A 20,730-nucleotide genomic window follows, 5' to 3' on the forward strand; every position below is an offset into this window, starting at 1 on the left:
ATGACAGAAACATAAAAGTTGATCGGGATTGCCGGTCGCGGGTTGAGGCTCACGGCTGGAACGGCGCGAACGGGCCGGAATAGGTCTTCGATCGCGGCGCGGCGTAGGGCCCGAGCCGCGACGTCTTCAGCCCGAGCCGCACCAATCCTTCCGCCAGCGTGACCGCCGCGGCGACGCCGTCGATCACGGGCAGGCCATGCGCGGCGGCGAGTTCAGCGGCGAGGTCGGCCATGCCGGCACAGCCGAGCACGATGGCCTCGGCACGATCGGCGCGGATCGCGGCGGTGATCTCCGCGGAGATTTTTCCAAGCGCATCAGTGTTGCGCTCCTCGAGCGCGAGCACCGGCACCTCGGCGGCGCGGACGCGAGCGCAGCGCTCGGCGAGGCCGTATTTCCGCAAGTTGTGCTCGATCGGCACGATGGAGACACCGAGCGTCGTCACCACGGCAAAGCGCGCCGCGATCAGGCTCGCCATGTGGAAGCCGGCCTCGCCGATGCCGATCACTGGCGTCATCGCCGCGGCGCGTGCGGCATCTAAGCCGGTGTCGTCGAAGCAGGCGATGATGTGCGCATCGGCGCCATCGCGGTCGGCCTCGCGGATGCAGCCGAGCATGCCGGGCACCGCAAAGGCCTCGTCGTAAAAGCCTTCGATCGAGACCGGGCCCATGTTGGGCTGGCGCGCGTCGATCACGGTGCCGGGCAGCGCAACGCCGCGCGCGGCAGCAGCGATCTTCGCCGTCATCGAGGCGGTGGTGTTGGGATTGACGATGTGCAGCCGCATCGCGATCCTTCTCAGACAAGTCCCTTGCCGGCGTCCGAGCCCTTGGCCGCCTGCCGCTTGTTGAGCATGTGGATGGTGCCGAGCGCAAGCGTGATCACCGCGAACGACACCGCCGAGATCACGGTGCCGAGCGCGTAGATGTCGGGCTTGGTCACGGTGGTGGTGAGGCCCTGCAGATCGAGCGGCAGCGTGTTCACCGGGCCGATCGCCTGGCTGGAGCGGGCGAGTTCGTCCCAGGACAGCGTGAAGCCGAACAGGCCGATGCCGATCACCGACGGCAGGATGATCGGCAGCACGACGTAGCGGAAGGTCTGCCACGGCGTCGCGCCGAGATCGCGCGCGGCTTCCTCGAGGCGCGGGTCGAAGCGGTTGAAGATCGCGAACATGATGAGCAGGCCGAATGGCAGCGTCCAGGTCAGGTGCGCGCCCAGGCCCGAGGTAAGCAGGCCCATCGAGGTTTCGAAATTCTCGTTCCAATGCGCCTTGATCAGATCGTCGATGATGCGGAATTCCAGCGAGATGCCGAGTGAGGTGATGATCGAGGGCACGATGAGGCTTGCGATCGCCGAGTAGAACAGGATGCTCTGTGCCTTGAATTTCCTGCGGAACGCCGTGCCGGCGGCGACCGAGAGCACGACGGTGACGGCCATCACCACGAGGCCGAGCAGCAGCGAGCGGCGGAAGGCGGCGCCGAGATCGACGATGCCGGTCCCCTCGAACAGCTTTGCCAGCCAGAAGGTGGAGACGCCGTTCATCGGAAAGGTGAGTCCGCCCTGCGGCCCCTGGAACGACAGCACGTAGATCGCGATCATCGGGCCGTAGAGGAACAGCACATAGGCCGCGAAGAAGATCGCGAGCACGTAGAAGCTGCGCGGGCGTCCTTCCTTCATGCTCTAGAGCTCCTTCCTGATGTCGACGATGCGCGACATCATGGTGATGATCAGGAAAGTGATGGCGAGCAGGATCACGGCGTTCGCCGCGGCCGCCGGGAATTGCAGTGCGTTCAGCCGCGTCTCGATGATCTTGCCGGCTGCCGCGATCTGCTGGCCGCCCATCACGCCGATGGTGATGAAGTCGCCCATCACGATGGTGATGACGAAGATCGAGCCGATCACGATGCCGGGTTTTGCCAGTGGAATGATGACGTTGACCAGCGTCTGTAATCCGGTGGCGCCGGCATCATAGGCGGCCTCGATCAGCGACTTGTCGATGCGGATCATCGAATTGAAGATCGGCACCACCATGAAAAAGGTGAAGAGGTGCACCAAGGCCAGCACCACGGAGAATTCGGAGAACAGCAGCCATTCCACGGGCTGGTTGACCAGGCCGGTCTTCATCAGGCCGGAGTTGACGAGGCCGTTGCGTCCGAGCAGCGGGATCCAGGCGATCATGCGGATCACGTTGGAGGTCCAGAACGGGATCGTGCAGAGCAGCGACAATCCCATCTGCCAGGTCTTGGACTTGACGTGGAAGGCGAGGAAGTAGGCGACCCAGAATCCGATGAAGAGCGTGATCGCCCACACCAGGAAGCACAGCTTGAGCGTCTTCAGATAGGTCTTGCCGATGGTGCAGAGATCGGGGAGCTGCGCGATGCAGCCTTCGAACGTATCGGTGTAGCCGCGGACGGAGAAAGCCGGCAGGAGCTGGTATTCGTTGTAGTCCCAGAACGAGACGATGACGACGAAGACGAGCGGAATGAGGAAGAAGGCTAGAAACACCAGCATCATCGGCCCGGCCTGGAGCCAGGAGATGAAGGAGGGCGACAGGCGCGTCGGCTTCGCGGCGCGCGCTGTGCCCGACCCCGGGATCAAGCCCGGGGATGCCTGTTGCAGGACTTCTTCCGACATGTCCATCACGCCGCGATGAACTCGTTCCACTTGCGGACCATGTAGTCGTTCTCGTCCATCACCGCGTTCCAGCACGCGACCGCGCCCATGCGGTCCTCGTAGGAGCCGCCGTCGCGCACCGCGCCGGCCTTCTCGAGCAGCGAGCCGTCGGGCGCCTTGATGTCCTTCTCGGCCGGCTTGCCTTCCATCCAGTACGCCCACTCATAGGGCTCCATGTGGGCCTTCGCGGTGGAGAGCACGGCGGAGTAGTAGCCCTGGCGGTTGAGATAGGCGCCGGCATAGCCGGACAGGAACCAGTTCACGAACTCATAGGCCCAGTCGAGCTTCGCGCCCGACACGCCCTTCGACACGCAGAAGCCCGAAGCCCAGGAGCGATAGCCTTCCTTCAACGGCTGGAAGGTGCAGGCGATCCCCATCGAGCGCACCTTCGTCACCGCCGGCGACCACATCGATTGAATGACGGTCTCACCCGACGCCATCAGGTTGACGCTCTCGTTGAAATCCTTCCAGAACGCGCGGAACTGGCCGGCCTTCTTGGCCTCGGTCATCACCTTCATGGTGAGATCGATCTCTTCCTTGGTCATGTTGCCCTTGTCGGCATATTTGTATTTGCCGCTGGCTTCCACGACCATCGCGGCATCCATGATGCCGATCGAGGGGATGTTGAGGATCGAGGCCTTGCCCTTGAACTCGGGATTGAGCAGCTCGGACCACGAGCTGATCGGCCGCTTGATCAAATCGGGACGGATGCCGAGCGTGTCGGCGTTGTAGACGGTCGGGATCAGCGTGACGAATTCGGTCGCCGAGGTCGCGAACTTCTTGGAGTCCTTGCCTTCGAGATAGAGCACCTTCCAGGGCGCGGTGCCCTGGCCGCCGATCTTCTTGCCGCCGGGCGTCTCGCCCTTGGTGAAGACCGGGGTGATGTTGTCGAATTCCTTGATCTTCTTTGCGTCGAGCGCAAGGATGTTGCCCGACGGCACGATCTTCTTCAGCGAGAAATATTCAGTATCCAGCACGTCGAAGGAGTTCGGCTGGGTCATCACGCGCTTGGTGACGTCGTCGGTGGTCGCGGTGATGTATTCGATCTTGATGCCGGTGTCCTTCAGGCACTGCTTGGAGATGTCGTCGCCCTCGTTCACGGCGGTGCCGAGATAGCGCAGCACCTTCGGCTCGGCCGAGTGCACATAGGGAAAGCCGGTGATCACGCCGGAGCCGGCGGCAAGGCCGGCGAGACCGGCGGTGCCCTTGAGCAGCGAGCGGCGGCTAAAACCCTTCTTGGTCGTCTCGGTCATGTCAATCACTCCTCTGTTGCGCATTCCACTGATCGATCGGCGCTATTGCAGGCGCTGCGCCTTGGCGGGATCCCAGGTGGCCAGCACGCGATCGCCCGGACGGAACGGGTGAACGTCGAAGGTGGCTTCCGGAACGTGGGAGAACAGGGCGGTGCCGTCGTCGAGCGTAAGCGAGACGGCGATGTAGGAGCCCTGGTACTCGGTCTGGGTCAGCAGCGCCGGCGCGCCGAACGCGCCGTCGGCAAACGGCATGATGCCGAGCTGATCGGCGCGCACGGCGATGAGGTTGCCGGCGTCGCTGAGGACGTTGTGGCCGCCGATGAAGCGCGCCACGAATTCGGTGCGGGGATGATGGAAGATGTCGCGGGCCGAACCCTGCTGCTCGATCCTGCCGTGGTTCATCACCACGATGTGGTCGGCGAGCGCCATCGCCTCTTCCTGGCCGTGGGTGACCTGGATGAAGCTGATGCCGAGCTCGCGCTGGAGGCGCTTGAGTTCGCCGCGCATCTTGACCCGCAGGAACGGGTCGAGCGCTGACAGCGGCTCGTCGAGCAGCAGGATCTGCGGCTCGGTGATCAGCGCGCGGGCGAGAGCGACGCGCTGCTGCTGGCCGCCGGAGAGCTGCGCCGGCAGCCGGCCGGCATAGGGGCTCATGGCCACGAGCTCGAGGAGCTCGCCGGCGCGCTTGTGCCGTGTCGCGCGATCGACGCCGCGCATTTTCAGGGCAAACGCCACGTTGTCGAGCACGGTCAGGTGCGGAAACAGCGCGTAGGACTGGAACATCATCGCCGTGCCGCGCTTGGCCGGCTCCAGATCGGTGACGTTCTGTGAGCCCAGAATGATGTCGCCTTCGCTGACCGCCTCATGGCCCGCGATCATGCGCAAGGTCGAGGTCTTGCCGCAGCCGGAGGGGCCGAGCAGGCAGCAATAGGTGCCCGCCGGGATCTTCAGGTTGACGTTGTCGACCGCCAGCGTCGTGTCATAGCGCTTGGTGACGGCGACGAGTTCGAGAGCGGCGGGAGTGGCCATGGCGTGTCCAAGGGGAGGGGCGATGCTGGGCCTCTCTCCGCAAGGTCCGTGCCAACAGGTTTCGGTCCGCCGATTCCCAGAAACAGTGCTGCGGAGTCAGATCGTTAGATCGAATCCGGAGCATCCGAGCTGCCCGGCGCGCGCGCAGACACCTGCACACAAAACGGGCGCAGATTGTATAAAGTTTCGCCTGTGATTGGATACAGCTCGTCGACTAACATTCGGCCCGATATTCGCCGATCGAGCCTTCAAACCCATGGCCGCCAAGACCCGCCAAAAATCCGATGCGCCAGACGCGAGCGATCGCGTCAGCCGGATCAGGGAAGGCGTGACCGCCGCGATCCTCGAGCACCGACTGCTGCCAGGCACGAAGCTCGGCGAGGACGAGATCGGCGAGATCTACGGCGCGAGCCGCACGCTGGTGCGCACCGCGCTGCAACAGCTCGCACATGAGGGCATCGTCAACATCGAGAAGAACCGCGGCGCCTTCGTCGCGCGCCCGACGCCGGCGGATGCCCGCGAAGTGTTCGAGGCGCGCCGCCTGATCGAAACCACCATCGTCGATCACGCCATCGGTGTGGCATCGCCGGCCTGGCTCGACCGCCTTCAGCAACATCTCACGGAAGAGCGCCAGGCCGAGCTGCGCGGCGACGCGCGCGCGTCCGTCCGCCTCTCCGGCGAGTTTCACCGGCTCATTGCCGAGATGAGCGGCCACAGCATCTATCTCGGCTTCCTCAAGGAGCTGATTGCGCGCTCATCGCTCATCATCCTGCTTTATCGCCGCCACGACACGCCGGCCTGCGGCACCGATCATCACGCCGGCATCGTCGCTGCGATCCGCAAGCGCGACCGGGAGGCCGCGCGGGCGCAGATGCTGTCGCATCTGCGAGAGATCGAGGCCGAGCTGTTCCTGAAGGATCCCGCCGCCGACGAGCTGCGGCTCGCGGACGTGCTGGGCGCGTGAGTGGCGCGCGAAGTCTGACGTCACCCGCCACCCGTTTGATTCAATTGCGGTTGACCGCGCCGATCCCCCATCAACGGAGATGGCAGGGCTGCATCCTGCCGCCCGGGTAGTAAGTTGACGGAAGATAAACGTCGGGGTCAACTGGCGACCAGACGTCGCGTGCCTGCCATCACCCCTCGCGTAGCCCTAGACCTCAGTGGAAAGCTGGATATGTCGGGTTTGAGGATGTCGGCCAAAGTTTTCGCATTCGCTGCATGGCTTGCCGGCACTGCCATGGGGCTCGGCGGCCCCTCGTCAGCAGCGGCCGAGGACTCCGCGGTGCTGTTCCGCAATGTCCGGATCTTTGACGGTAAGGCCAGCGCGCTTTCGGTGCCATCCAGCGTTCTCGTCAGGAACGGAGCCATCGAGAAGATTTCGACGGGAGACGTTTCGGGCGCCGCACAAATCATCGACGGCGGTGGGCGCGTGCTGATGCCGGGGCTGATCGACGCGCATTGGCACGCGATGCTGGTGCGTCCGACGCCGATGGCCGCGCTCGCGGGCGACATTGGCTACAACAATCTGGTTGCCGCGAGCGAAGCGACGGCGACGCTGATGCGCGGCTTCACCACCATTCGCGACATGGGCGGGCCGAGCTTCGGCCTCAAGCAGGCCATCGACGAGGATCTCGTCGCAGGTCCGCGCATCTATCCGTCCGGCGCCATCATTACCATCACCGGCGGTCACGGCGACTTTCGCCAGCTGTCCGATCTACCGCGCACGATCGGCGGCATGCTCAGTCGCATGGAGCAGATCGGCGGCAGCATGGTCGCCGATAGTCCCGATGAGGTGCGTGTGAGGGCGCGCGAGCAGCTGATGCAGGGCGCTTCCCAGGTCAAGCTCACCGCGGGCGGCGGCGTCGCGTCGCCATTCAGCCCGCTCGACGTCTCCACCTTCACCGAGCCCGAACTGCGCGCGGCGGTCGAAGCCGCCGACAATTGGGGCACTTACGTGGCGACGCACGCCTACACGTCGGTCGCGATCCAGCGCTCGATCGCGGCCGGCGTAAAATGCATCGAGCACGGTCATCTCATGGACGAGGCGAGCGCGAAGCTGATCGCGGAGAAGGGCATCTGGCTCAGCACGCAGCCGTTCCTGGATATCTCCGGCGCCGCCGCGCTCGGGCCTTCGGAACAGGACAAGATGCGGCAGGTGGTTGCCGGCACAGACCGGGTCTACGCGCTGGCGAAGAAGTACAAGATCAAGACCGCGTTCGGCACCGATGTCCTGTTCTCGCAGGCGCTGGCGGAGAAGCAGGGCGCGATGCTCGCTGCGCTGACGCGCTGGTACACGCCCGCCGAAGCGCTGGCCATGGCGACGTCGGCGAACGCAGAGCTGCTGAGCCTGTCGGGCCTGCGCAATCCCTATCCCGGCAAGCTCGGCGTGGTGGAGGAGGGGGCGCTTGCCGACCTCCTGCTCGTCGACGGCAATCCCCTCGACAACATCGCCCTCGTCGAAGATCCCGCGAAGAATTTCGTCGTGATCATGAAGGGCGGCAGGATCTACAAGAACAGTCTTGCACATTGACGCGCATGGCGCGTCGCGCGGCTTTGCGACATTGGAACGCTTCTAGTTGCGATCGTCAGATGCCGGCTTCTTGCGCGGCGAGGCGGGTGCAATCTCCGGGATCGCAGGCGGCCTTGCAGGACTTGTCACAATTTCGGGCCGGTCATCGGATGCGTGGCTTCTAAGCGTCTCCAGAACCAGGAAGAATTTCTCGGCTAGCATTGAGTCAAGCTCGCTGACGCGTTCATCTCGCTTTCGAGAACGACGAGATTCGCTGTCAATTCGATCACTTACTGCACGCTTCAGCAATTTAATTCGCAACGCCAAACCGAATTATCACAGTCCGCGCCTGATTTCTGCGCCCGCAGGGGCGTGTGGACGATGATGCATTGCGACGTAACGTTACTATTCCTCGCGGGCCCGACCGGCTATATGCTGGCCGCCTGTCATCGAACTGTCATGTCACCGGAAATGCTAAAATCAGACGCTACGCCGGCTCGCAAAACCACGAGCGCGCCGGACGGGAATCCTGTCCCAAAGGACAACAAGAGAACGCAAGTCGCCGCCGGCTTCCTCAGGCAAATTGATCCGGCCAAGCCCGGTCCGGAACCTGCGATCGTCGAGGGCGCCGTGAGTGATCAGACGCCGTCGCAGGATGCGACGCCCGCGCCGGAGCCCGCCCAGTCGACTGTCGCCGTGCGCTCCGCAGGCGAGATCGAGCTCAAGCTTCTTGTCGATGCCGAGCGCATGGCGCATTTCAATGCCGCGCCGATCATCGCGAGTAACGCGCGCAACAAGGGGACGCGCAAGCATCTCAAGTCGGTCTACTACGACACGCCCGAGCGCGCGCTTCGGAAGAGCGGCCTCAGCCTGCGCGTGCGCCAGAACGGCGCGCGCTTCGTACAGACCGTGAAAACCGACGCCGCGGACGATCCGCTGCGCCGTGGCGAGTGGGAGGCGAGCGTGCCGACACTCGCGCCTGATCTCGCGCTGGCAATGCCTTTCATTCCGGAGAAGCTCCGGGAGCAGCTCGAGACGCAACCGCTCGAAGCCGTCTTCACCGCCGACATCCATCGTCATGCGCGAATGATCGACCTGCCGTCCGGCACGGTCGAGATCGCCTTCGACCAGGGCGAGCTGATCGCCGGCGAGCGGTCGCTGCCGGTGAGCGAGATCGAGCTCGAACTGAAGAGCGGCAGCGCCAGCACGATCTACGAGATCGCGCTGCGTCTTGCCGAGCACGGCGCGGTGAAGCCGTCGATCCGCAGCAAGTCGGCGCGCGGCTTCGATCTTGCCGCCGACAAGTCGCCATCAGCGCGCCGGCCGCGCAAGCTTCAGCTCGATCCGTCGGTCACGCTCGACGAAGCCTTCGAGACCATCCTGCGCTCGTGCTTCCTCCACCTGCTGCAATCGCTGCCGGCGGCCGAGGACGGCCGCAATCCGGAAGGGGTGCATCAGCTGCGCGTCTCGCTGCGGCGGCTTCGCTCGGCGCTCGATCTGATGCGATCGGTCGGCGCGCTCAGCAATCTCGATGCGCTGCGATCTGAAACCAAATGGCTGGCGCAGGACCTGTCGGCTGCGCGCGACTGGGACGTGTTCCAGCTCGACACCTTGCCGACGATCGCCTCTGCCTGTCCTGCGGTCGCCGGCTTCGATACGCTCGGCCGGGCCGCGGCCAGGCGCCAGTCGGAAGCTTATCGCAAGGCGCATCGTGCGCTCGGCGATCGCCGCTGCGCGCTGTTCCTGATTGGCCTCGGCGGCTGGATCGAGACGCGGGGCTGGCGCAACGACGTCGCCGCCGAAGATCTCGGCCAACTCGCCGAGCCCGCGGTCAATTTCGCGCAGCGCATTCTGTCGGAGCAGCACGCCAAGGTGCTCAAGCGCGGCCGTCGCTTCAAGTCGCTGTCGGCCGAGCAGGTGCACCGGGTGCGGCTCGCGGCCAAGCGGCTGCGCTATCTCAGCGAGTTCCTGCTGCCGCTGTTTGCCGATCGCAAATCCGCAAGACGCTACGCGCGCCGGCTCGCCGGCTTGCAGGAGGAGCTCGGCGCCTTCAACGACATGGCGGTCACGGCCTCGCTGCTCGACGGGCTCGGTGGCGAGTCCCCCGACAGCGCCATTGCGGCCGCTGCGATTGCCGGCTGGCAGGCGCGCGCCTCGGTCGGCGTGCAGCCAGCCCTGCAAAGCACGTGGCGCGATTTCACCGCGGCGCGTGTGCCGTGGGCGTCGCAGAACTGATCGGCATCCAAAAAAGTTGCGGCCAGGCTTTGGGGAAGCCTGGCCGCGCGCGAACCGGTCTGGGACGGGGAGGGGTGGGGATGTGACCGGGTCGCGTAACTCGTTGTCTCGTTCCTAATCTCGTGCGCTGGCGGTGGAGACCGCCGGCTTGGTGTCGCCGAGCGAGACCCAGACGTTGGGATCGCCCTGCGACTGGCGCTTGACGAAGCGGTAGCCGGTCTCCGTCCAGGCCACGACGTTCTCGTTCTGATTGTCGAGAACGAACTCGCCCTTGTCGGTCTTCACCGTCAGCACCGCGTGTCCTTCGCCCTTCTTGTCGCGCACGACGGTGATGAGCAGGGCCTCACGCGGCCATCCGGCATCCATCAGCATCTTGCGCTTCAACAGCACGTAGTCTTCACAGTCGCCGTAGCCGTCGGTCGGCAGCGACCATCGCTCGATCACGCCCCAGTGCTCCTGGTCGGTCAAAGGCTTGACGGTCTCGTTGACCCAGCGATTGACCTTGACGAGGTCGCGCCATGCCGTCTGCGACATCACGATGTCGCGCGGCTGCGTCGGCCCGCCCTGGCACTGCGCGGCATTGTCCGCACAGAACTCGACCCAGCCGATCGGCGCACGCGTGGTGTCGCCGAGGCTCGCGTAGAGCAGACGGCCTTCGCCGGCCTGCGCTGCCGCGCCGATCCCGAAGAGCATGGCGGCGATCGCCAGCCCTTTCCCCTGTCCCCTGAAGTCGAACATCGTGGCCCCCGTTTCTTGTTGGGACCACATTTCGCATGGAGCTTTTGAGTTGCCGCTAAGTCGACCAAGTCAAGTCGAGACGAATGAAAGTAAAACTGGCGGCGAATTCGATCTATACTTGAATCGATTTTGAATAGAATTTGAGAATACTGCAATTGATTCAAATTTTAGGGATTAACGCGGAAACGCTGACGGAACTGCCGTTTCCGCGCGCCAGCGCGCCGGCGTTAACCCGCGCAAGGCCGGTCACGACGCATGAAAAAGGCGGCGTCCGCATCGCGGAGGCCGCCTCTTGGGCTGGAAAAACAGTGGTTTTGGTGCGGTTGCGCTTTACCGCGCGGTAACGCTCTCTTCGAGTGTCTCGGCTGGCTGCTCGTGCATGAACTCCAGCGCGAAGCCGTCTTCGAGGTTGCGGACTACGCGGCCCTGGACGCGGCCGAGGAAAACCGTCGATTTCAGCGGCGGCCGGTTCTCCGCGGCAATCGCCGCACCGGACAGAGAAAGGTCGATGATGCGGCAGGTCATCTTGGTGCCGTCCTCGAGCGTCAGCACCGCGATCGGGTTGCGCGGCACGATGCGGTCGTGGCGGCGATCCTCGGGCAAATTGAGGATGTCGCGGTTGGCGAGCCAGGTCAGCTGCGCCGCGAGCTTGTCGCGCTTGCGCGGCGTCGCCCCGATCGTCATGGCAAAGCCATTGTCGATGATCCGGGCGATCTTGCCCTCGACGCGGCCGATATGGTCGAGATAGGCGACCACGCGGTCGCCGACATTGCCGATGCCCGGCGCGAGCAGCGCCAGGCCGCCCGGCGACATGTTGATCACCTGGCAGGGGAATTCGCGGCGGTCCGGCAGCATGTAGCGGCCGAGCAGGTGAACCTTCACCCGCTGGAAACGCCGACGTTCCTCGGCGGCCGGAAGAAATTTTTTGTTCGCCAACGCCATTTTCACAACCCGACCCCCCGCCTGGCGGAGTCCGAGACGACCCTAAGGTGCATAGGGTTAATGCCGCGTTAGGATTGGGCGCGGCGATGACGGACAGAAACGATGCGCTCGAAAAGCCACATCAAAGGCGGACAGGCCAGCACCGCCATTGCGCCGAGGTCGAGCGCGACCGCGGCGGTGCCGGCCGATTTGGCGAGCCGCCCAGCAATGGCCGGTCCCAGCATCATCGCGGCATAGAAGAGAGTGTAGAACACGCCCATCCCGATCGCCCTGGTCTCCGGGGCGAGCACGCGGGCGGCGAGGCTCATGATCGGGCCGGCCGGATGACCGCCGATCAGGCCAATCAGGACGAGGATGGTGATGACGGCGTCCGACCTCGGCAACCAGGCCAGCAGCAGGGCCACAGTGAGGCTGGCCGCGATCGCCAACATAAAGGGTCGCTTGAAGCGATCGGCGAGATAGCCGCCCGCCGGCACCGAGATCACCGACAGCCACATCACGACGCTGATCGCCGAGCCTGCGGAGGCGATGCTCCAGCCGCGCTCGGCGAGCAGGGACGGGCCGAACGAGAAGATCATGGCGAAGCCGACATTATAGAGGCCCCAGATCGCGCCCGCGACGATCACCGCCAGCAGCGCGAGGGGATCGAGCCGGCCCGAGCCCGCCGGGCCGGCTGTTGCTGCGGGCGGCGGCTGATAGAGCATGGTCAAGAGAATGCCGATCGCAGTGAGGGCGCCGGCGGCGAGGAACACCGCGCCCGCGCCATGGGCGGTGCCGAGCGCCGGCAATACCAGCAGCGAGATCCCAATGCCGGCCGGCCAGGAATTGACGAAGATCGCCATCGCGGTCGCGATCTCCTTACCCGCGAACCAGTCGGCGGCCATTTTGGTGAGTTGCACTGTCAGCAGCACGCCGCCGGCGCCGGAGGCGAGCCGGCCTGTCATCTGCCAGCCCCAGATGTCGGTTGAGGCCATGACGAGGCTGCCCGCGGTCATCAGCAGGAGCGCGGCGATCGTGGTGGGTTTGTCGCCAAATCTCCGGCCAATCGCGCCGCCCGGCAGCGCCAGCACCACACCGGGCGTGAAGTAGAGCCCGATCAGGATGCCGATGTCGGCGATGCCGACGCCAAAGCTCTGTTGCAGCAGCGGCGCGACCGCGGCCACGCTTTGGAATTGGAACGCAATGGTGAGGCGAACCAGGAACAGGATCGCAAGAATGCCCCAGCGATTGCGCAACGGCTCATCTCCCCATGCCCCTCAGCCGAGGGTGCGGTGGGAAGGGGCGGGAGTCAACCGGCCGTCTTCCGCGTCGCGCGCCCATAGAGCAGGCACAGCAGCACCAGTAGCACCGCCGCCGAAAGCCCGAGCGACCAGTGAATGCCGATCGCAGCACCGAACACGCCGACGGTGATGCCGCTGAAGGCCCGCATGCCGAGGCCGGCCATGTTGTAGAGGCCGACGACGCGGCCGCGGATGTCGTGCGGCGCGTTCAGCTGCACCAGCGCCTGCGCCATGGTGTTGAACGACAATTCGAAGAAGCCGGCAAAGAACAGCAGCACGATCGCCACCGGATAGATCCTTACCGCGGCGAAGCCGAGCAACGCGACGCTCCAGAGCATTGCGAGCGTGATCGCGGTGCGCGGCGTGCCCTTCAGCCGTCCCCACGATTCCAGCGCGATGCCGGCGAGCAGCGCGCCAGCGGCGTCCGCCGCGAGCAGCACGCTGTAGGAGACGCCAGGATCGCCATGGCCGAGATCGCCGGCAAAGCCGGGCATCTGGGCGTGATAGGCATTGCCGATCATGAAGGAGGTGAGGCCGGCAAGCCACGTCATCGCCGTCAGCATCGGCTGGGTGCCGATGGCGCGGATGGTGAGCAGGATGTCGGCGAAGCCGCGTACGGCGAAGCGCCGGACCGCCACGCTGCCGTCGCGCACCGGCGCCCAGAACAGCCACAGCAGCATCGGCAGGTAGAACAGCGTGTTGAAGATGATGCCGTGCGAGGTGCCGAGCGTCAGCATGATGATTCCGCCGACGGCAGGCCCGACCAGGATGCCGAGATAGCGCGCCATCGCGTTCAGCCGCACGGCGCTCGGCAGATCGGCGGGGCCGACGAGGTCGTAGAGCAGCAGCTGGTTCGGTGTTTGCCAAAGGACGCCGGCGCAGCCATGGATCACCAGCAGCAGCATCGCGTGCCACATCTGGATCGTATCGGTGATGAAGAAGAAGCCCCAGCCGGCGGAGGCCGCGATGAACAGCAGCATGCCGCACTGGATGATGCGTCGCGGATCGAACCGGTCGGCGAGCCCGCCGACAGCGACCGAGAACAGCAGGAACGGCAGCCAGTGCGACAGCACCGCAAAACCGCCCAGCGTCGGCGAGTGGAATTTCTGGAACACCACCCAATAGCTGATCACATGCTCGATATTGTCGGCCATCATCGCCAGCACGTAGGCGATGAACTGGAGCCGGTACGGCACGGACTTCATCGCCGCGAACGATCCGGACGCGGCCACGGGATTTTGGGGCAGGGGGTTCAAGCGGGCACCTGGGTGGGGACTGGTCGGGCCTTACACGTTCGCTGGCTGGTGCTCAAGACAATTGGGTGTGCGGCACATCCACCGTCTCCAGAAACGACCTGACCACCGCCGCAAACGCATCCGGCCTGTCATACGGCAGGCCATGGCCTGCGTTCGCGATCACCTCACAGCGAAGGCGTGGATTGAGCTCCTGCAGCTCCCGCGCCGTCTCGACGGAGACAACGCCATTGTCTCCGATGACAAGCAGGCTCGGGGCCGCAATGGCTTTGACCAACTCGCGATAATCCGGGTTCGGCGGCGTGAGCACCTCGAAGGCACGCGTCTCGGTCCGCAGCCGCGCGTCGATGATCAGATCGAGCAATTCGCCCGACCGGTGCGGTTGCCGCTGCCGCGGTTCGGCCAGCACCTCGTCCTTGTCCCGACCGAGCAGTCGCCGATGCTGCTCGGCAACGTCGCTGTCATGGACTTCGCGCTGGCGCTCGGGACTGAGGAACGTCGGGTCGGCAAGAACAAGGCCGCGAATGGCTGCGCCCATTCTGCTCGCAACGACAGCCGCCGTCATGCCGCCCATGGAATGGCCGAGCAGCAGCGGCGCTTCGAGCCCGAGCGTCTCGATGAGACCAATGACATCGTTGGCAAGGTCGCGGTACAGGTATCCGAACCGCGGCGCGCTCGACGCGCCGTGGCCCCGCGCGTCCGGCATGATGAGGTCGTAGCGATCCTGGAGCGCGCGGGCCAGTAGCGTCCAGCAGGCGCCGCTTCCGGTCAATCCATGCAACGCAATCAGGGTAGGCTTATCGCCGCCGGTTCGCAGATAATGGATGTCGATGCCATTTGCTGCGCAGGCACTGTTAGTCCAGCTTGTCATTCAAACCGACTGTCAAAGAATCGATCCCGACATCATCTTACCCCAGCGCCTTCACATAGACCGCATAGGGCACGCCCAGAATATCCGGTGCCTCGCCGGTCTTCACGAATCCCATACGCAGATACATCGACAGTGCGACCGTCATGATCGGTGTCGTGTGCAGGGCGATGACCTGAGCCTGGTCGCGCTCGGCGCGGCGCAGGCACTCTTCCGTCAATTGGCGCCCGACGCCCTTGCCGCGCGCTAAGGGATCGACCACCAGCATGCGGATGACCGGCCACCGCGGATCGAAGAACGCAGGCTTCGTCGCTTTCGGACCGATATAGGCGACTGCACCGACGATGCGTCCGGCATCTTCGGCGACGATGATCTCGCCGGTCTGGGCAAGCCTCGGCATCTTCGCGACATTGGCGTTAAACAGCGGCCAATCGGAAAAGTGCGGCTCGAATTCCGCGAAGGCGGCGAGCGCGACGCGCACGACCTTGTCCGCATCCGCTGGCTGATAGTCACGTAGCATCGGCGTTGCCTTCGGTTGTAGCCCGGATGGAGCGAAGCGCAATCCGGGACCACCGATTCCGTATCCGCTGCTCCGCGTAGGCGATGAGCCAACTCATCGTAGCCCAGCACGTGCGTGTAGACTATTTGCAATTTCCACGGCGTATCACTCTTGACACTTGGCGGACGGCGCGCCACGTTTCGCTCTGGTAGATACGACCTGCCGCTTGCGCCCTTCGGGGAATGGTGAACGTATCGCACGCATCGTCTTGGCCCCTTTGCCGAACAACGGGCCAGCAACGCAAGCACTGGCTTTTCCGAATTGTTCAAGCAAAGGAGTAAGCCATGCGCGACTTCCGCGATGCCAAAGCTATGGCGCAAACGCTGCGCGCCTCTCTTGTCTCCAAAGGCCTCAAGATTTCGGTTGCCGAAAGCCTCGAACTGACTGCCGAGCTGGTTGGCTTGGCTGACTGGAATACGCTTGCGGCCGCCATTCGACGCGGATCGCCTGGGTCCCGTGCGGCCTCGTCTCGGCAACCGCGTGCAAGCGTCAAATGGCCGGCGGGATTTACCCACGAACTCGACCTGACCCTGAAAAGGGCTCTGGCCTACGCCGAAGCGCGAAAGCACGAGTTCGCCACGCTAGAGCATCTCTTGCTTGCGTTGCTGGATGATCCGGATGCCTTGGAGGTGATGAATGCCAACCAGATTGACCTTCAAGCCCTGAGGCGAGCCACGACCTCATACATCGATGACAAGCTGAGCACCTGGGTGATGATCAGCGACGAGCGCGACACAACGCCGACGATTGCGTTTCGACGCGTCGTGCATCGTGCGACCGTGCGCAGCCTGCAACGCGAAACGAGTGGGCTGGACGTGATGGCGACGATGTTCGGCGAGAACGCGAGTCCGGCGGTTTGGCTCCTAAGCGAGCATGGAATGACCGGCGAGCGTCTTGAGAGTGCGCTTCCTCGCGCTAGTTGAGACGACGGTGAACGTTCCCGTCCCTGCGGAGCCGCGATGCGGGCTACGGTATTTCCAACGTCGCACGGCTGTCATAGGCTGATCGCAGACCCGCACCATCAATCATAACAAGCGGGCAGCGAGGAAACCGCCATGGACCAGATTCGCGTCTGCACCCACGCAGGCCCCGGCAGCGAGCCCGTCATCAAAACCGTGCCTTGGCCGAAGGTCGGGAAGAAGGCCGCGCTGATCAAGGTCGGCGCCTGCGGGGTCTGTGGCACCGATCTGCATATCCTCAAGGGTCACTGGCCGAAGCCGCTGCCCTGGCCGTTCACGCTCGGCCACGAGCTCGGCGGAGTCATCGTCGAGTGCGGCGATGAGTTCAGCGAGGACTTCATGAGCAAGCCGCTCAAGGTCGGATCAAAGGTGATGATCCCGCCGCTGATGCCCTGCGGCCATTGCTACTACTGCATTCACTACCCGCAGACGGCCAACAAATGCCTGACGCCGGTCTATTACGGCCGCTATCTCGGCTTCGACAAGGCACCGCACATGTGGGGCGGCTGGGCCGAATATGTCTATGTCGATCTCGACATGCTGCCGGGCACCAAGATCTACAAGCTGCCCGACGACATGTCGCTGCGGCTCGGCGCGTTGTCCGAGCCGCTGACCTCCTGCATCCGCGCCTTCAATCGTGCCACGCGCGCCGGCGGCTTTTCCTGGGGCGACACGGTGGTGATCCAGGGCTCGGGCCCGATCGGCATTCTGGCGGTCGCGGCCGCAAAGGAGATGGGGGCAGGGCGCGTCATCTGCGTCGGTGCGCCGGAGGAGCCGCGGCTCAAGCTCGCGCGCGAGTTCGGCGCGGAGGCGACCGTGAACATCGAGGAGATCAAAACGCCCGAGGCGCGCATCGCGCGTGTGCGCGAGATCGTCGGCGGCTTCGGCGCCGATCTGGTGATGGACTGCTCGGGCCATCCGACCGCCGGCCCCGAAGGCATCGAGATGCTGCGCGACGGCGGCACCTATGTCGAGATGGGCCAGTTCACCGACGCAGGCTCGATCGATACGTCCTGGCACCGCATCTGCACCAAGGACCTCAACGTGCTGGGATCCTGGGGCTTCACCGGCAACGATCTGCCGCTCGGCGTCGACATGCTCTATCGCACCGCGGGCAAATATCCCTGGCTGAAGATGCAGACGATCTATCCGTTCACGGAAGAAGGCGTCGCGCAGGCGGTGAAGGACGCGATGGCGATGAAGACGGTAAAGTCGACCATCGTGCCGTGGCCGGAGCTGGTGGAATAGGAACTGTAGCCCGGATCGAGCGCTGCGTAATCGGGGGCGCCGGTCCCGCATTCCGCGGAGCCTGTCGTCGGGCGGCGCTTTGCACCGACCCGTTGGCTTCGCGCGGGCTACGAGTCAGAGTTTGGAATGAAGAACGAGATGACAACCGAATCAACTCCCCGCTCTCCCTTCCGCGCCATCCGCGCGATCGACTACACCGTCATCTTCGTGCGCGACATGGCGGCGATGCGGCGCTTCTACGAGGATGTCCTGGCATTATCCCTGCTGCGCGAGCTCTCGCCGAACTGGATCGAGTACGGCCTCGGGAGCAACACGCTGGCCCTGGCACGACCGGGGCGGACCGCGGCCGATGCGCCGGTGCCGGCTGGGACGGCCTCGCTGCAACTGGCCTTCAAGGTGTCCGCGGCCGAGGTCGATCAATGCGCTGACGAGCTCGTGCGTCAGGGCGTGGTGTTGCTGTCGCCGCCCACGGATCAATCCTTCGGACATCGCACGCTGTTCTTCCGCGATCCCGATGGTAATCTGCTGGAAATCTATGCGGAGATCTGAGCGGGAGCCCTAAAAGTTCCATCCGATCTCCCCGAGTTATCCACGCCGAGGTGAAACTTAGGCCCAAGTTCCGGCTTTCACTTCGCGGGAGAGGTCTAGTGAAGCGTATCCTGAAACCCGTCACTTACATCCTGGCCGCCATCTACTTTCTGGTGGATGCGGTCTTCATCGCCGTGGCGAGGCCAATCGCGCGCTGGATCGGGCGGCATTTCGAATTCAGGCGGTTACGCGCCTGGATCAAATCGCTGCCGCCTTATCCGTCGCTGGCCTTGTTTTCCGTGCCGGTGATCATCCTGGAACCGATCAAGCCGGTGGCGGCTTACCTCGCGGCAACCGGTCAGATCGTGAGTGGCGCTGTGACTTTCATCATCGGCGAGCTGCTCAAGCTCGTGCTGGTCGAGCGCCTGTTCCATCTCACCCGTGACAAGCTGATGCGGATTCCGGCGTTCGCCTGGGCGTATGGCAAGGTCGCCGAGGTGAGGGCATGGCTGCGGGCGACCGAGGCCTGGCGGATGATCCGTGCCTTGAGCCGCGCGGCAAAAGACTATGTCGTGCGGGCACGGGCACGGCTGGTCGGCAGCTTCAACAGATTGGTGACCTCCAAGGATTAGGGCGGCGACGGACGGTGCTCTAAAGCATGATCCGGAAAAGTGCGCAGCGGTTTTCCGAAAAGATCATGCTCAAACAACAACCTAAAGCGCGATGACGATTCATCCTAATCTCATCGTGCTTTAGGCGCGCTTGCGCGCGGCGGCGGTTGCCTTGTCGCCCGTGTTCGGCGTACCGGTCGGCTCGATCAGCATCAGGTGAACCTCCTCGCGCGCCACCGGGCGATGCTCGACACCTTTTGGCACGACGTAGAGTTCGCCCGGTCCGAGCGTCACGGTGCGATCGCGCAATTCGATGTCCAGCTTGCCTTTCAGGACGAGAAAGAAATCGTCGGTGTCGTCATGCTTGTGCCAGGTGAACTCGCCCTTCACCTTCACCACCATCACATCGCAATCGTTGAAGGTCGTAACCGTGCGCGGCGACCAGAAATCCTCGAAGGTCGCGAGCCTGTTGGCAAGCGATATGCTGTCGGCCATGTTTCACCCCAGATGCGTTCTCGTGAGCAGGATTTGGGATCGAATGGCCGGCGCGGCAAGGCTGGCTATTTGACATATCCGGACAACATGGCGTGCGCCCAATCCGGACGGCCGTTGGCGAGCGCCTGCGCGGACGCGGCTTCCCAGTCGTATTCCAGGGCTAGCAGTTCGACTTGCCAGCCTCTCGTTCGCTTCGTGAGGATCGCGTAGCGGGCGTGAGGCGAGCGGTGCTCCAGGTTTGCGGCAAAGGGAATGTCCGCGAACACCGGGCAACCAACACTGCCGGGATTGAGAACCAGACAGTCGCCCGGCCCTTGAACAGCCGCCTGGCGGTGACTGTGACCACAAAGGACCACGCGCGCCGTCGGCTCGCTCGAAAGGCGCGCGGTCAGCACGTCGCGACGTGCTGGCACGAAGCGGCCGTCCTCGAGCGCTTCTTCCAACAGACACGTCATATCGTCGGTGGGCGTGCCGTGGCAGGCCAGGATCCCGTCGTCTAGTCGTATTTGGGAGGGGAGGCTGTGCAGTGCGCGACGCTGCTCCGCAGTCAATGCGTTGCGCGCAAACAAACCTGCCGGCGAGAGCTTGTTGTCTGGAAACTCCTCGATCCAGCGATCGTGGTTTCCGCGCACGGTCGGCAACGATAGCGACTGGAGAGCTTCGAAAGTTTCCTTTGGCCACAAGGGGCTGGTGACGCAATCGCCGAGGTTGATCGTACGGTCGGCGCCGCGCGCTTTGATGTCGGCCAGCACCGCTTTCAACGCGGCAAGATTGCCGTGGATATCGGAAATGACTGCCAATCGCATCGTGGTGCTCCCATGCCGTGTTGCCTGAATTTGACTGCGCCAGGTCACCGGACTTATCTAGCATCGGCTGATAGGACATTCACTAATTAGCCATGGCTGATCTGACTCTCCTTCACCACCGTCACGCCCACGACCTTCGTACCCTCCAGCTCGCGCACGATGCGATCATCCGGTCCGACGATGCCGAGATCGAACTCGCGCTCCGGCGTGACCAGGATCATGCGCTGGCCGATGATCACGACCACCGTCATGTCGTTGCGCTCGCCTTCCACCGTCCAGGCGTGGATCTCGCTGGCGTAGGGCTCCCTGCGCCAGGCGTTCGGAGAGCCTGGGTCGCAGCGGATTTCGATGCCGTCGTCGGACGTGGTCAGGACCAGTTTTGAACGGCTCGGCTTCCAGCGCTCGTCGAGGAGGTCGTTGACGAGCCAGAGGCAGCTGAAGCTCGCGCATTCGGCCGGGCGTTCGGCGTAGATCGCGCAGCCCTGGCCGGGTTTGCAGTGCCGGCACCAGCTTCCTGCCGATTTGGCCAGCGCCTCGATGGCCATGACCTTGCAGCAAAGCGTGCAATCGCCGCAGGCGCGTTTGATGGAAGGCGTCACGCGGTCGTTCCCTTGGGAGCCGGTTGGCTTCAGGTTAATCAAGGTGGCGGCAAAAATCCGCTGCAACCTTCAGGCGCGGCTCTTGTCGCAAAGCCATGCATCAGAGGCATGGTGATTTCCCGGCGCTTGGCGTAAAGAGCCCTCAATCACA

22 protein-coding genes are annotated in these 20,730 nt (G+C 64.2%); 8 read left to right on the forward strand and 14 right to left on the reverse strand.

Annotation, left to right across the window (positions count from 1 at the left end):
* Positions 1-49: 49 nt before the first annotated feature.
* The 5 genes from QA642_RS19780 to QA642_RS19800 are packed head-to-tail and all read right to left on the reverse strand — an operon-like array spanning position 50 to position 4,949.
* A complete protein-coding gene (locus tag QA642_RS19780; protein ID WP_283086117.1) occupies positions 50-781 on the reverse strand; it encodes an aspartate/glutamate racemase family protein in 732 nt (243 codons plus the stop codon).
* A gap of 11 nt (positions 782-792) precedes the next feature.
* Complete coding sequence (locus QA642_RS19785) at positions 793-1,671, reverse strand: ABC transporter permease (protein ID WP_283086118.1); 879 nt, start codon at positions 1,669-1,671, stop codon at positions 793-795.
* A gap of 3 nt (positions 1,672-1,674) precedes the next feature.
* A complete protein-coding gene (locus tag QA642_RS19790; RefSeq protein WP_283086930.1) occupies positions 1,675-2,634 on the reverse strand; it encodes an ABC transporter permease in 960 nt (319 codons plus the stop codon).
* Positions 2,634-3,920 (reverse strand): PotD/PotF family extracellular solute-binding protein, encoded by a 1,287-nt coding sequence (locus QA642_RS19795; protein WP_283086119.1) that lies wholly within the window; start codon positions 3,918-3,920, stop codon positions 2,634-2,636. Before QA642_RS19795 ends, QA642_RS19790 begins: the two co-directional genes overlap by 1 nt.
* A 42-nt stretch (positions 3,921-3,962) precedes the next feature.
* Positions 3,963-4,949: an ABC transporter ATP-binding protein gene (locus QA642_RS19800; RefSeq protein ID WP_283086120.1), complete on the reverse strand. Its 987-nt coding sequence runs from the start codon at positions 4,947-4,949 to the stop codon at positions 3,963-3,965.
* A gap of 256 nt (positions 4,950-5,205) precedes the next feature.
* Here QA642_RS19800 and QA642_RS19805 point away from each other — a divergent pair, with 256 nt between their 5' ends.
* From QA642_RS19805 to QA642_RS19815, 3 genes are all read left to right on the forward strand, one after another.
* Entirely contained in the window at positions 5,206-5,913 is a 708-nt protein-coding gene (locus QA642_RS19805; protein ID WP_283086121.1) for a GntR family transcriptional regulator, read from the forward strand.
* 273 nt (positions 5,914-6,186) lie between these two features.
* Positions 6,187-7,479, forward strand: a complete 1,293-nt coding sequence (locus tag QA642_RS19810; RefSeq protein ID WP_283086931.1) for an amidohydrolase family protein — start codon at positions 6,187-6,189, stop codon at positions 7,477-7,479.
* Between the two features lie 450 nt (positions 7,480-7,929).
* Complete coding sequence (locus QA642_RS19815; RefSeq protein WP_283086932.1) at positions 7,930-9,693, forward strand: CYTH and CHAD domain-containing protein; 1,764 nt, start codon at positions 7,930-7,932, stop codon at positions 9,691-9,693.
* Positions 9,694-9,807: 114 nt separating this feature from the next.
* Here QA642_RS19815 and QA642_RS19820 read toward each other — a convergent pair whose 3' ends face one another.
* Positions 9,808-10,431 (reverse strand): transglutaminase-like cysteine peptidase, encoded by a 624-nt coding sequence (locus tag QA642_RS19820; RefSeq protein ID WP_283086122.1) that lies wholly within the window; start codon positions 10,429-10,431, stop codon positions 9,808-9,810.
* A 155-nt stretch (positions 10,432-10,586) separates the two neighbouring features.
* Between QA642_RS19820 and QA642_RS19825 the strand changes: the two genes are divergently transcribed.
* Positions 10,587-10,775 carry a hypothetical protein gene (locus QA642_RS19825; protein WP_283086123.1) on the forward strand — a complete coding sequence of 63 codons (189 nt, stop codon included), beginning with the start codon at positions 10,587-10,589 and terminating at the stop codon, positions 10,773-10,775.
* Here the strand turns inward: QA642_RS19825 and QA642_RS19830 are convergent.
* The 5 genes from QA642_RS19830 to QA642_RS19850 form a co-directional block, all read right to left on the reverse strand.
* Positions 10,762-11,373 (reverse strand): PilZ domain-containing protein, encoded by a 612-nt coding sequence (locus QA642_RS19830; RefSeq protein WP_283086124.1) that lies wholly within the window; start codon positions 11,371-11,373, stop codon positions 10,762-10,764. The two genes, QA642_RS19825 and QA642_RS19830, sit on opposite strands and share 14 nt — an antisense overlap.
* A gap of 68 nt (positions 11,374-11,441) precedes the next feature.
* The gene (locus QA642_RS19835) at positions 11,442-12,608 is read right to left on the reverse strand and encodes an MFS transporter (protein WP_283086125.1); all 1,167 of its coding nucleotides are present in this window, start codon (positions 12,606-12,608) and stop codon (positions 11,442-11,444) included.
* Positions 12,609-12,661: 53 nt separating this feature from the next.
* Complete coding sequence (locus tag QA642_RS19840; RefSeq protein WP_283086126.1) at positions 12,662-13,858, reverse strand: MFS transporter; 1,197 nt, start codon at positions 13,856-13,858, stop codon at positions 12,662-12,664.
* A 103-nt stretch (positions 13,859-13,961) separates the two neighbouring features.
* Positions 13,962-14,678, reverse strand: coding sequence for an alpha/beta hydrolase (locus tag QA642_RS19845; protein ID WP_283086127.1), 717 nt, complete (start codon positions 14,676-14,678; stop codon positions 13,962-13,964).
* Between the two features lie 136 nt (positions 14,679-14,814).
* On the reverse strand, positions 14,815-15,294 hold the full coding sequence (locus tag QA642_RS19850) for a GNAT family N-acetyltransferase (protein ID WP_283086128.1): 480 nt from the start codon (positions 15,292-15,294) through the stop codon (positions 14,815-14,817).
* Between the two features lie 323 nt (positions 15,295-15,617).
* Between QA642_RS19850 and QA642_RS19855 the strand changes: the two genes are divergently transcribed.
* The 4 genes from QA642_RS19855 (at position 15,618) to QA642_RS19870 (ending at position 18,700) form a co-directional block, all read left to right on the forward strand.
* Entirely contained in the window at positions 15,618-16,256 is a 639-nt protein-coding gene (locus tag QA642_RS19855; protein WP_283086129.1) for a Clp protease N-terminal domain-containing protein, read from the forward strand.
* Positions 16,257-16,388: 132 nt separating this feature from the next.
* Positions 16,389-17,540: a zinc-binding dehydrogenase gene (locus tag QA642_RS19860; RefSeq protein ID WP_283086130.1), complete on the forward strand. Its 1,152-nt coding sequence runs from the start codon at positions 16,389-16,391 to the stop codon at positions 17,538-17,540.
* A gap of 126 nt (positions 17,541-17,666) precedes the next feature.
* On the forward strand, positions 17,667-18,089 hold the full coding sequence (locus QA642_RS19865) for a VOC family protein (RefSeq protein ID WP_283086131.1): 423 nt from the start codon (positions 17,667-17,669) through the stop codon (positions 18,087-18,089).
* 98 nt (positions 18,090-18,187) lie between these two features.
* A complete protein-coding gene (locus QA642_RS19870) occupies positions 18,188-18,700 on the forward strand; it encodes a hypothetical protein (protein WP_283086132.1) in 513 nt (170 codons plus the stop codon).
* A 120-nt stretch (positions 18,701-18,820) separates the two neighbouring features.
* Here the strand turns inward: QA642_RS19870 and QA642_RS19875 are convergent, their stop codons facing one another.
* The 3 genes from QA642_RS19875 to QA642_RS19885 form a co-directional block, all read right to left on the reverse strand.
* The gene (locus QA642_RS19875; RefSeq protein WP_283086133.1) at positions 18,821-19,174 is read right to left on the reverse strand and encodes a cupin domain-containing protein; all 354 of its coding nucleotides are present in this window, start codon (positions 19,172-19,174) and stop codon (positions 18,821-18,823) included.
* A gap of 65 nt (positions 19,175-19,239) precedes the next feature.
* Positions 19,240-19,980: a metallophosphoesterase family protein gene (locus tag QA642_RS19880; RefSeq protein WP_283086134.1), complete on the reverse strand. Its 741-nt coding sequence runs from the start codon at positions 19,978-19,980 to the stop codon at positions 19,240-19,242.
* Positions 19,981-20,066: 86 nt separating this feature from the next.
* Positions 20,067-20,579, reverse strand: coding sequence for a hypothetical protein (locus QA642_RS19885; protein WP_283086135.1), 513 nt, complete (start codon positions 20,577-20,579; stop codon positions 20,067-20,069).
* Positions 20,580-20,730: the final 151 nt, after the last annotated feature.

The sequence above is a fragment of the Bradyrhizobium sp. CB2312 genome (assembly GCF_029714425.1).
GTDB lineage: Bacteria > Pseudomonadota > Alphaproteobacteria > Rhizobiales > Xanthobacteraceae > Bradyrhizobium.